The sequence below is a fragment of the Phaeodactylibacter xiamenensis genome (assembly GCF_000759025.1).
GTDB classification, from domain to species: domain Bacteria; phylum Bacteroidota; class Bacteroidia; order Chitinophagales; family Saprospiraceae; genus Phaeodactylibacter; species Phaeodactylibacter xiamenensis.
In genome coordinates this window covers 452,809-464,356 of the sequence record NZ_JPOS01000012.1, presented here as the reverse complement: position 1 = coordinate 464,356, position 11,548 = coordinate 452,809, and the positions used below count along the sequence as shown (strand labels likewise).

At 52.8% G+C, this 11,548-nt stretch carries 11 protein-coding genes; 5 read left to right on the top strand and 6 right to left on the bottom strand.

Annotated elements, in window-relative coordinates:
- Window positions 1–397, bottom strand: a 397-nt coding sequence (locus IX84_RS05605; protein WP_044217245.1) for a hypothetical protein, incomplete at its 3' end; no start/stop codon positions are given.
- A 99-nt stretch (window positions 398–496) separates the two neighbouring features.
- Between IX84_RS05605 and IX84_RS05600 the strand changes: the two genes are divergently transcribed.
- The 3 genes from IX84_RS05600 (at window position 497) to IX84_RS05590 (ending at window position 4,664) form a co-directional block, all read left to right on the top strand.
- Complete coding sequence (locus IX84_RS05600; RefSeq protein WP_152604931.1) at window positions 497–970, top strand: hypothetical protein; 474 nt, start codon at window positions 497–499, stop codon at window positions 968–970.
- 221 nt (window positions 971–1,191) lie between these two features.
- The gene (locus IX84_RS05595) at window positions 1,192–1,959 is read left to right on the top strand and encodes a GLPGLI family protein (RefSeq protein ID WP_044217241.1); all 768 of its coding nucleotides are present in this window, start codon (window positions 1,192–1,194) and stop codon (window positions 1,957–1,959) included.
- 20 nt (window positions 1,960–1,979) lie between these two features.
- The gene (locus IX84_RS05590; RefSeq protein ID WP_152604930.1) at window positions 1,980–4,664 is read left to right on the top strand and encodes a carboxypeptidase regulatory-like domain-containing protein; all 2,685 of its coding nucleotides are present in this window, start codon (window positions 1,980–1,982) and stop codon (window positions 4,662–4,664) included.
- 2 nt (window positions 4,665–4,666) lie between these two features.
- On the opposite strand, the gene IX84_RS05585 is transcribed toward IX84_RS05590, so the two are convergent.
- Window positions 4,667–5,326, bottom strand: a complete 660-nt coding sequence (locus tag IX84_RS05585) for a CBS domain-containing protein (protein WP_044217238.1) — start codon at window positions 5,324–5,326, stop codon at window positions 4,667–4,669.
- A 102-nt stretch (window positions 5,327–5,428) separates the two neighbouring features.
- Window positions 5,429–6,331: an NINE protein gene (locus tag IX84_RS31835; RefSeq protein ID WP_063978252.1), complete on the bottom strand. Its 903-nt coding sequence runs from the start codon at window positions 6,329–6,331 to the stop codon at window positions 5,429–5,431.
- Window positions 6,332–6,540: 209 nt separating this feature from the next.
- Here IX84_RS31835 and IX84_RS05575 point away from each other — a divergent pair, with 209 nt between their 5' ends.
- Window positions 6,541–8,436: an amidophosphoribosyltransferase gene (locus IX84_RS05575; protein ID WP_044217234.1), complete on the top strand. Its 1,896-nt coding sequence runs from the start codon at window positions 6,541–6,543 to the stop codon at window positions 8,434–8,436.
- Window positions 8,437–8,520: 84 nt separating this feature from the next.
- Here the strand turns inward: IX84_RS05575 and IX84_RS05570 are convergent, their stop codons facing one another.
- Window positions 8,521–8,826, bottom strand: a complete 306-nt coding sequence (locus tag IX84_RS05570) for an ATP-dependent Clp protease adaptor ClpS (RefSeq protein ID WP_044217232.1) — start codon at window positions 8,824–8,826, stop codon at window positions 8,521–8,523.
- Between the two features lie 32 nt (window positions 8,827–8,858).
- Window positions 8,859–9,326 carry a redoxin domain-containing protein gene (locus IX84_RS05565; RefSeq protein ID WP_044217230.1) on the bottom strand — a complete coding sequence of 156 codons (468 nt, stop codon included), beginning with the start codon at window positions 9,324–9,326 and terminating at the stop codon, window positions 8,859–8,861.
- A gap of 152 nt (window positions 9,327–9,478) precedes the next feature.
- Here IX84_RS05565 and IX84_RS05560 point away from each other — a divergent pair, with 152 nt between their 5' ends.
- Window positions 9,479–10,381, top strand: a complete 903-nt coding sequence (locus IX84_RS05560; RefSeq protein ID WP_044217228.1) for a DMT family transporter — start codon at window positions 9,479–9,481, stop codon at window positions 10,379–10,381.
- Here IX84_RS05560 and IX84_RS05555 read toward each other — a convergent pair.
- On the bottom strand, window positions 10,378–11,487 hold the full coding sequence (locus IX84_RS05555) for an App1 family protein (protein WP_152604929.1): 1,110 nt from the start codon (window positions 11,485–11,487) through the stop codon (window positions 10,378–10,380). The genes IX84_RS05560 and IX84_RS05555 overlap by 4 nt on opposite strands.
- Window positions 11,488–11,548 lie beyond the last annotated feature (61 nt).

Below are 11,548 nucleotides of genomic sequence, written 5' to 3'. Positions count from 1 at the left end.
TCCTCCGGCTGCTTAATTCCTGGATATTGTAAGACCAATAGCTCCCTCGGGGCAACTGCAGGTGCTCATCCAGTTTATATACAACCCCTTTGTCACTGGCCCAGTGGCTCGGGCGCTGTATGGATAAGGGCCCAAACAAACTTAAATAGCGCCGCGCCTTCTTGCCCTTGCTTTGGCAAGCTGCTTGATTGTCCACGTCGAATTCATAACTCTTGCACTGTTTTAGCTTCCCGGCTATGATGTACCGGAGCAGCAGCAGCCCGATGCTCAGCAATTCGCTCAGCAAGCCTTTTTCAATGTCATGCATGGCATCCGAAGATTCGACGTATCCATCGCTAAGGCACACTAATTCTTCAAACTTCTGATTTAATCGCTGGGTAAGTTGCTGTTTTTCCATAACTTCATCCGGGAGGTTTGGCTGTCGTTAATTGTTTTGTGTCAAACTCAATTTACGACTTATTGGCTCAACCTCCCTTTTTTACCCATCCCCGCTTTTTTGTCACGCACTCATTTGATTTTAATCGTTTTCTTAGGGCTGACAGCGTTCAGTTGTACTCACGCTCAAAAGGGCTGGCTGGCCATCGGAGAGATCCAGGATGGTAAAGCAGTGCTGACTGCTGACAAAACGGAGCTGCTGCGGGCTTACAACCAAAACCTACAGCGGTTTTCAGGGATCAACGGCGAATTTACGGAAGTGAGCATAGAAACAGCCGCTCAGGGGGGCTATACATTGGTGTTTTTAGGCAAAGCCTACAAATCTACATTTCGGGTGGAAAAAGCAGATGGCACTGTATTGAGAGTAAATTACACGATTAGTTGTACCACCTCTGATTGTTCTCAAGAAACCGGCGGTTGCGAGCCAAGATTTAACGGTGGAGACCGCGGCAACTGCAGCCCCTGTAGCAATGATGGGGAATGTACAAAAACGGTGAGCAGCAGTTCACTTCTGAGTGTTGGTGGCAAAGAGTAAGGAGGGGACTCCTATCACATTTTTTCCCTTTCAAGTTTACTACGCTTTGGATGGGAGCGTAAGGAGTATCCATACAAAAAACATATTGTATTAGTATCTTACCCCAATTGCTGCTGCTTCATGGCCTAACTCTGGCCAAATGAAGGCTTCAGGCTGCTTTTGGGGTAAGCTTTTTTAGTATATCCGGTCATCACCATAGACATTAAAATAAAACAACAAACATGTACCCCAGACTTTTCCTTTTAGGAACCATCCTACTCCTCTGCACCCTCACCCTCCCTGCCCAGTCCGGGCAAGTGATTTACAAACTCATCAGTACCGCTGAGCGCCACGCAACTTTGGATGAAGCAGCAAAAAGTCTACCCCCGGAACAGCGGGAAGGTTTTAAGACTAGCATGAAGGGGATGGAAGCAGAATACCCCCAAATGCGTTTTGAACTCCTTTACACCCCCGAATACGCGCAGTACCGGCTTATCCCCTACCTGCCACTGGGTGATGAGCTGGGGCACATCCTAGCTAAAAGCACCACGGGAGCCAATAATGTATACTACCGTAACACCCAAAAGCAGGAGAAAATCATGCAGGTGGAACAAACCGGGCAGCGCATCAATGTGCAAATGCCCTACGAAGAATACGAGTGGGTCATCACAGAGGAAGAACGCTACATCGGGCAATATGCCTGCAAAAAAGCGACGGCAGTAGTGGATTACTATGAAAAGGCTCGCGAACGGCAAATATACTATGAGATCGAAGCGTGGTTTACTACGGAAATCCCGCTGCCCTATGGTCCCAAGGGCCTGGACGGGCTGCCCGGACTGGTGTTGGAGGCGGGGGTGGTAGGCAAACCCTGGTCTACCTTTACGATCGACTCCCTCGCCGAAGGCTTATCTGCCGAACAAGAAAAGGACATCCGGCTCAAAAAAGGCAAAACGATTAGTAAGAAGGAATACGATGCCTACAATGAGCAACAAATCAAAAGCCGGCAGTAGTGTGGAACAACCGGACTTTCATGACCGGGCTGCTTCTGCTGGCAGGGTGGCCGCTCCTGGCCCAATCACGCCAAATTACCGGGCAGGTACTGGACGATAGCCTGCGCACGCCTTTGCCTTTTGCCAATATTTCCTTCGTGCCGGTAGAGGAAGGAGCTACCCTGCGTTTTGCAATGACGGATCAACAGGGGCGGTTCCGCTTTAAGGCAAGTGGCGCTGCAGGCCTGCGAATGACCACCACCTACCTCGGCTATCAGTCCACCTCTATAACCCTGCCTGCCGGAACAGAAGATACGACCCTGCAAATTACCCTGCGCCTGCAACCCCTCGACCTGGCGATGGTGGAAGTCAAAGACCGAGCCCCGCCGGTAGTGGTCCGTGGCGATACGGTCACCTATCAGGCAGATGCTTTCCGGGAGGTATTCGACTGGAAGCTGCAGGACCTGCTGCGCCGCCTGCCGGGTATAGAAGTGGATGAGCAAAACCGCCTGCGCTTCAATGGGGAAGTGGTGCAGCAGGTGATGGTGGAAGGGAAGCCCTTCTTCGGGGGCAGTTCCAGGTTGGCGCTTGAGCATATCCCGGCAGAGGTGATTGCCAAGCTGGAGGTCATCGATAATTATAACGCCGTTGATTTCCTGCAACCCCTGGGCACGGGCAATCAGCTGGTGCTCAATGTACGCCTGCGGGAAGACAAAAAACGCTTCGTCTTTGGGGATATCGCGGCGGCGGCTGGCCCCGAAAAGCGCTACCTCGCCCACCCTAACCTCTTCTACTATTTCCCTGAGGTAAGCGTCAATGGCATTGGCGACCTGAACAACGCCAATCTGGAGCCGCTGTCCTTTTCCGATGTCATTCAGATGCAGGGCGGTATGGGCCGATTGCTGGCAGAGGGGCAAGCCGGGCTGTCAGGCTTGCAGCAGGATTTTATGCCTTATCTGTCACCGGGCAATAACCGCTCCGGCCGCTCACAGTTTGGCGGGCTGAATGTCAGCGCTGCACCTCTCCCAGACTGGATCATTTACGCTTATGGGCTGGGGCTCCGCAGTGTGCAGGGCTACCGTTCGCTGTCGCGCAATGCCTTCTGGCAGCAGGACGGGGCACCGCCTGTCACCGAAACCAGGGAAAGCGCACGCGATACCGAACGGGCTACTTCCAATGGCAAGCTCAGCTTGGTGTACGATCCCAAAGAAGACTACTACCTGTCCCTGGAGTCCGACCTGCAGGTTGGAATGGCGGAAGATGCTTCCACCTTGCTTTCGCAAACGGTGCAGACCGGGCGTAACCTGTTCACTGAAGAGGAGCATGACTTTCAAAACCACAGCCATACCCTGGAAGCCCACCATAAATTCAGCGGGCATCACATTGGCACTTTGGAAGCTTCCTGGCAGCAGCGCAGAGCGGAGGACGAGCTTGGTCTGCAATCTAATCAGCCCCTGCTGCAAGGGCTGATTGGCTCACCACCGGAACCGAATGCCGGGCTTTCGCATCAGGGGCAGACCCGGCTTTCGGCCCTTTCCACCGCCTACCGGCATTATTGGGTGCTGAGTCCGCAGAACCACTTCGAATTCCAGCTGGGCTACCGTCAGTTGCATAGCCGGGCGCAGACTATGGACAACTGGTCAGCCGGTAACGGCACGCCCGTATTGCTGCCCATTGATACCACCCGGTTTGGCAACGGTCAAAAGCTTCGGCTGGAGGATGCCTCGGCCCGCCTGTCTTATAAGTACACCCGCGATGCGCTGGAGGGCGCACTGGGCACCACCGTCCACCGTATGCAATGGCGGATTCGCGATGAGGGGCAGGCAGCTGCCCGCCAAAGGGAATGGCTGGCCCTGCCTTTCGCCAAAGCCACCACCACCTGGACGAATGTGGGCGAATTTGAATTGGGGTACCGCATCAGCCGGCTCTTTCCGGAAACGGAAGCCTGGCTGAGCCGGGCAACGATCACCGGCTTCAATCAGCTGGAACAGGGCAATCCGGATCTGCGCAACAGCCTTTCTCATATTTGGAACCTGGCTTACCGGCGCAGGGACTTTTTCACCCAGCGCAATTGGTACCTACAGTTGTCGTACGCCCTGCGCAGCCTCGCCCTGCAACAGCGCATCAGCGGCACCGGTATCGATCAGCTACGGGAAACTTTCCTCCTGCGGGATGCCGGCCACGAATGGTCTTTCCGCGGGCGGATGAGCCAAAAAGGGGATCGTCTGGAATGGTCGGTCAACTTCAGGGGCAGGCAGTCCGCCTTCCGGCAAATCCTTTATGGCGTAGATAGCCGGGTAGCGGAGTGGCAAGCCTTTGCAAATCCGGAAATCCGGTGGGAAATCAGCAAGGCAGCCGCCCTGCGTTTGGCCTACAGTCGGTCGCAGCGGTGGGTACGTCAGCAAGGCAGCTCACAAGCCCGGTTCGATCAGGATGAGCTGTCGCTGTCATGGGAAGTCCTGCCCATGGAAAACCTGCAGGTCAAAGGGGCAGCCGCTTTACATGGCTTTCGCCGAGCCGGGCAGTCTTACGATTTTTTCAATGAGGTATCCCTTGATGCCCGTTACCAATTTGATGGCGGCCGCTGGGCGCTCACCTTTCAGGGCACCAATCTGCTGAACAACCGCTCCGTACTGAGCAGCCAAGTCACTCCTTTTTCATTTAGGGAGTATGAGGTTTTCCAGTTTCCGATGGTGTTGTTGGTGGGGGTGGTGCGGAGGTTGTGACTTTACACATTCAAATAAGCCATCAAAGAGTCATAACGGTCGCGCAAAGAGTCGAGGTACTCAATCTCATTGAAGGAAGCCTTGACCTCGTATTCATAGCGCTCGAAAGTAGCCAGGATATTCTGAATGTTCTGCCGGTTGATCTTAATGGTAACGTCCACCCGGATGGAATCAAGACTGGTGGTAATGAAAGCGCTGAGCACAGCGGCATTCTCAGACTCCACAATTTGCGCAATCTGTGAAAGCTGATAATCGTGGCGGCTCATCTCCAGGACCACAATACTGCCAGGCTCGGAGAAGGAAGCCGTTTTGGTGAAGTACTGCAGCACATCTTCCATAGTGACGAGCCCGATGTAATTCTCCTCTTCATCCACTACCGGGATTAAAGTGAGGTGGTACTCCGCGATCAGGCGCAGGATTTCGTAAAGGTGATCGTTATACTTAACGTACGGGCGGATGAGCGAAAGCTGATAGGAACCCACCGGCTCATGCGCGTCGTGCTCCAGAATATCTTCTTCGGAAATCAGCCCCAACAGCTGTTTGTCATTGACGATAGGAAGGTGACGGACGTAGAAGTCATTCATAATGCCCAGGGCTGTATCTCCCGTTTCAGAGGTACGCAAAGGGATAATGCTGTCTGAGATAAGCTGTTGGGCCGTCATGCTTAAATGTCTTTCTGATTCATGAGTTCTAACGCAATTTAGCGAAACCTGTTGAGCCGGACCCTATCATTTGTACAATTCTGACAAATTCGTGGCGTGCCTTTATCCAAGCAGCCGCTTCTTTTGAATCGCAAATTCCTCCTCGGTGAGCAAGCCCTTTTCTCTCAGTTCGCCCAACTGCTTAAGCTGTTCGAGCAGGTGAGAATGGTCTTCCACTTCTTCTTCAGCAGGCATTCCCTGTTTATTAGACGATGCGGGAGGCGCAGACGCTGCCTCATTGCCCGGCAGGCGGAAGCCATTCTTGGCAAAATCCTCAAATTCATCCTGAATGCGCAGATAGGCGAGCTTGTCGTGCTCCCGGATTTTCTCAAAATCATTGAAGCCAAACTGCACAGCCAGATCGAGATGGCGGAAGGCTTCCTCCGGCTGCTCACTGATGGAGTAGGCGCAGGCGATGTTGAAGTGGGTGGCCACATCACGGGGCTCAATCTTGAGTGCCTTTTTGAAGTCGGCAATTGCTCCGTTATAGTCGTAGTCCTTGAATTTTTGCACACCGGTACTTTTGTATGGGTTGGCAGGTTTCTTAGCCCGGCTTGGGGAGCTTTGGCGCTTCGGCGTATTGTGCTTCTTAGGGCGGTAGTAGCTCCGCTCACTGCGGCTTTCCCGGCGGCGCTCGTAGCGTTCCATCCGGCGCATAGCCTCGTCGTCACGGTAGTCGTAGTTGCGTTCCTGCTCGCGGCGGTAGAGCAGCTCCCGGTTGTACTTTCGGTCGAACTTCTCGTTGTCCATAGAGAAAAACGCAATCGCATCGATCAGCCCCACAATCCACATCACCGGGAACCAGAAGAAGAGCATATAAAAAATGCCCAGCCCGGTTTGGCCCAGGTAAAAGCGGTGGACGCCAAAGCCGCCCAAAAATAATGCGAGTATGCCTGCTACGTTTTTTTCTTTCATGCCGGAAATTACAAGTGCGCCACTGCTGTTATATGCGTGTCGAAATATCATTATTATTTGTTTAACATGCAAAGACAGGCAGAAGTTAAGGCCACACCGCCCATAATGCCACTTCTTTGGACGAATCCGGATGAACTTCAGACCGGGGCGCTCAACTTGTCCGCAGCCGAAGATGTTTCCTGACTTTAATCGGTGCATTGCCAAAAAGACCCTACCTTTGCGGCAACTTCTTATTCCTCCTAAACAAAGGGCACACAGCCATGAGCGATCAGATCAAACACGAGTGCGGAATAGCGATGATCCGCCTGCTCAAACCGCTTGATTATTACCATAAAAAATACGGTACGGCCTTCTACGGCCTGAATCAACTGCAACTGCTGCTGCAAAAACAGCGCAACCGCGGGCAGGACGGTGCCGGTATGGCCACCATCAAACTCGATGTACAACCCGGCAGAAAGTACATCAGCCGCAAACGCAGTGTGGCTTCCAATTACCTCGATGACCTCTTTCAGCAGGTACACCGCCACTTCAAAGACCTGACGCCGGAGCAGCTCAACGACCCGCAGTGGCTCAAGGACAATAAGCCCTATGTAGGCGAGCTCCTTCTGGGGCACCTGCGCTACGGTACCCACAGCAATAATGGCGTGGAAACCTGCCACCCTTTCCTGCGCCAAAACAACTGGATTACCCGTAACCTCCTCGTCGCCGGCAACTTCAACCTGACCAACGTCGATGAGCTCTTTCAGGAACTTGTGGAGCTGGGGCAGTACCCCAAGGAAAAGTCAGATACCGTCACCGTGCTGGAAAAAATTGGCCACTTCCTGGATGATGAAGTGCAGCGGCTCCACACCTGGTACAAGCCCGATGGCTATTCCAATCAGGAGGTCAACGAGCTGATCTACAAAAACCTGGATATCCAGCGCCTGCTGCGGCGGGCCAGCAAGAAGTTTGACGGCGGCTTCGTTATGGCCGGGCTCATTGGCCATGGCGATGCTTTTGTACTGCGTGACCCGGCCGGTATCCGCCCCGCATTTTACTATCAGGATGACGAAATCGTAGTCGTGGCTTCCGAACGGCCCGCTATCCAAACCGTTTTCAATCTTCATATTGGCGATATCCAGGAATTGAAACGGGGGCACGCCCTCATCGTTAAAAAGGATGGCCGCGTTAGCGAAGTACGCTGTATGGACCCGCTCGACCGGGCGGCTTGTTCCTTTGAGCGCATCTACTTCTCCCGTGGCAATGACCGTGACATTTATCTGGAGCGCAAACAGCTCGGTCGGCAGTTGACAAAGAAAGTGCTGAAAGAGGTGGACTTTGACTTTAAGCACACAGTCTTCTCCTTTGTGCCCAATACGGCAGAAACTGCATTTTATGGCCTGATGGAAGGGCTGACAGATAGCCTGAACGAAATCAAAAAGGATAAAATCCTCAAGAAAGGCAAGGACCTGAAGCCCGATAAGCTGGAGAAAATCCTGGCTATGAAGCCAAGGATGGAAAAACTGGTAGTCAAGGATGCTAAACAGCGCACCTTTATTGCGGATACGACCTCCCGGGAAGCTATGGTGGCACATGTATACGATGTGACCTACGGCATCGTGACCAACCATAAAGATACCCTCGTTTTGCTTGACGATTCTATTGTACGGGGCACGACCCTCCACGATAGCATCATCAATATTGCCTCCCGCCTGCGGCCCAGGAAAATTGTGATTGTCTCCTCCGCCCCACAAATCCGATATCCGGACTGCTACGGCATCGATATGTCGAAGATGAAGGAGTTTGTTGCCTTCCGGGCTTTGGTGGAACTGCTAAAGGAAAACGACAAGGACCACCTCCTGCACGAAGCTTACGAACGCTGCAAGGCACAGGAACATAGCCTGAAGGAAGACATCACCAATGAAGTGCAGGCGCTTTACGACGAGTTTGATTACGAAACTGTCTCGGATAAAATTGCAGAGATCGTTTCGCCCAAAGGCATAGAGCCAGAGATCAAGGTCATTTACCAAACGGTAGAGGGGTTGCAGAAAGCCTGCCCCAAAAACAACGGTGACTGGTACTTCTCCGGTAACTACCCCACACCGGGGGGCAACCGGGTCGTCAACCGGGCCTTTATCAACTTCATGGAAGGTAGGGACGAGCGGGGGTACGATTGATCCCGGTCAGCGTTTAGGGACAAAAATCCCGGGCTGCAACAGTTGTGCGGCCCGGGATTTTTTGTAGTCAGCGCAATGAAGCGTTTAGCCCCCTTCTTCAATGACGGCAGACAGCCCGCGGTCAATGAGTGCATCTTTTTTGGGCTTCAGCACATCCTTGGGAGCGGTTTTGACCGTCGCCTTGCCTTTGAAGTGGATGATGAGCGCCAGCTGTTCTGACTGCTCGCTGCTGTGACCCAATACGTCCATAAAGCACTGGATTACCCAGTCAAAAGTATTATGGTCATCATTGTAGACAATGAGTTGGGCTTTCTCCCCCGTGCCTGAGTCGTCCTCGACCACAACCTCTTCGACTTCCTCTACAGATGTATTGAATAACTCATTGATCATACGCTGAAATAGTCTTGCTTCATTGACACCAACTAGTTAAGCTGGCCCAAAGTTTCCTTAATGGCCTCAAAATTAGGAAGATTTCCGGCATTATCAAGGACTTCCGCATAACGAACCACCCCTTCCTTGTCTACGACAAAGGCAGAACGCTTGGAAACCCCCTTCATGCCAAAGAAGTCATCGTAGATGGCTCCGTAAGCTTCAGAAGCCTCCTTGTTGAAGTCAGAAAGCAGTGGGAAATCCAGATTTTGCTCAGCTTTAAACTTGCCTAGAGTGAAGGGAGAATCTACGGAAATCGCAACCACATCAGCGTTCAGCTTTTGGTACTCCGCCATATTGTCGCGCATGGTGCACAACTCCTCCGTGCAAACGCTGGTGAAGGCGAGGGGGAAAAACAAAACGATCAGGTTTTTGCCTTCGTAGTCGCTCAGGGCAACTTTCTCATTTGCGGTATTATTCAGGGCAAATGCCGGGGCTTTATCGCCAACTTGTACAGCCATTTTGGTTTAAGTTTTGGTTTGATATTAAGATGAATGACCACCTAACACCGAAAGGCGCAAACCCGTTTACAGAACTCCAAACTTTATACAGGGCAGGGCCTAATGATTTCTGGTTTTTTGCGTTGCTTTGCAGCAAAATCAACCGGAACGCCATGCAGGAGGAAAAAAGAGCTTATCTGGAGCTGCATATCGCTGTTTTTCTATTTGGGTTTACAGCCATTCTCGGCGACCTTATTCAGCTGTCCGCCCTCGTTATGGTCTGGTGGCGGGTGCTCATTACGAGTGCGAGCTTGCTGCTGCTCATTCGGGTAGGGCGGGTGATGAAAGCCTTTACCCGGGCGCAAATCCTCCGCTTTATGGGCATTGGTGTACTCGTAGCGCTGCACTGGGTGGCTTTCTACGGAGCCATCAAGCTGTCTAATGCTTCCATCACCCTCATCTGCATGGCTACCACATCTTTTTTTACGTCCCTCATAGAGCCCGTGGTCATGCGGCAACGGGTACGCTGGTACGAATTGATGCTCGGGCTGCTCATCATTCCGGGCATGGCGCTCATCGTAGGCAGCACTGATGCCTCTATGAATACGGGTATCCTGGTCGGGCTGGCTTCCGCCTTCCTGGCTGCCTTTTTTGCCACCCTCAATAAAAAATATATCCGGCAGTCCTATGAAATGGGCATCACTTTTCTGGAGCTGGGGAGCGCCTGGCTTTTCCTCTGCCTGGTACTGCCGTTTTACCTGTTCTTTTCAGAAACCCCTGTACAGCTGCTGCCGGTCAGCCTGACGGACTGGGGGTACCTCCTGGTTTTGTCTCTCCTTTGCACCACGCTGGCTTACGTACTTGCCCTGCGTGCTCTCAACCACCTCACGGCCTTCGCTTCCAACCTTACGGTCAACCTGGAGCCGGTCTATGGTATCCTGCTGGCCTGGATTCTGCTGCGGGAGAATGAAGAGCTGACACCGGGTTTTTACCTGGGTGGTACGGTCATTTTGCTGGCGGTCTTTAGTTACCCGCTTATCCGGCGCTGGCGCAGAAAGAGAGGCTTGGAGGCTTAGTTTTTTGGGCCTGACTGATTGAGCTGCTGAAAGTACGTTTCCTGAATAAGCCCCCGCTCTGCCGCATCCATAGCCGCCTGCTGATAGTTGTCCACGAGCTTCATATCCACGCCGGTTTGTGCGATAAACTGCCGGATTCTTTTAGCCCGCCGCAGCGAACGGACATCCCGTATGTAAATGGCACGGATGCGCCCGGGGCGGGCTTTGGCTACCGCTTCATAAATATAAGGGTCTTGCTCCCCGCTATCGCCGATGAGGACAAAGGGCAAGTTAGGGTAGGTATCAATAATACGCAGGATACTGCTGTGCTTATGCCCCAGATAACCTTCCGGGTGGTCCTGGTAGGGCAGCCCAAAGTCCCGCAGCAAAATTGGGCCTGCCGGCAAGTCATTGAGCGCAAGAAACTCTTCCAACAGGTCGTACAAATTCCAGGGGCTGTTCGAAACGTAGAATATCGGATTGCAGGGCTGCTGGCTCATACCACGCTGTAAGGCCTGGAAAAAAGCCGCAGCTTTACTGAAGGACTGCCGCAGGTCAGCCGTTTTCAGAAAAGTATGGTAAAGCACCCGCAGCTTCAGCAATGAAGTCACATCGGTCTTCATAATGGTGTCATCTACATCGCTGATGCAACCAAAGGAAGCCTGAGGATGTGGCACTAAGATGGGCACTTCAGCCCATACATCGACTTTTCGCCTGGGCGTTTCCCGCAGGTGCACCCTGGCGTTAAACCATTGGTCTTTGGGTTGTGGGACAGGCTGTTTTAGGGGGCGCTCCAGCAGGAAGTAGCCCTCTTCATCGGTCTGTACCGTGAAGGCTTCACTATTAACTTCCACATGCACGGTGGCGCCCATCACTTCCCGGCTGTTGAACCGTTTATAGTTGTTGATCAATGCCCGCCAGGTGGAGTTGACTTCATCTTTAATAATACGCCGGTCCTTGATCACCCGGCCGCGCAGGCTGATCCAGTTGGGCCTTCCGTAGCCCCGGTAGGGCGCTATAAGGATGGGCCAGGTAGGCTGTTGCCCCAGCCACTCCCGCACGGTTCTGCCCATGCGTACGAAGAGGCGATCGAGCTGTTTAAGAGTTTGGAGTAAGGGACGCTTCAAAGTAGACCGTAGATTTTGATGCACCGGAAGATACAAAACCGCCAACAATTTTTCCCTTTAA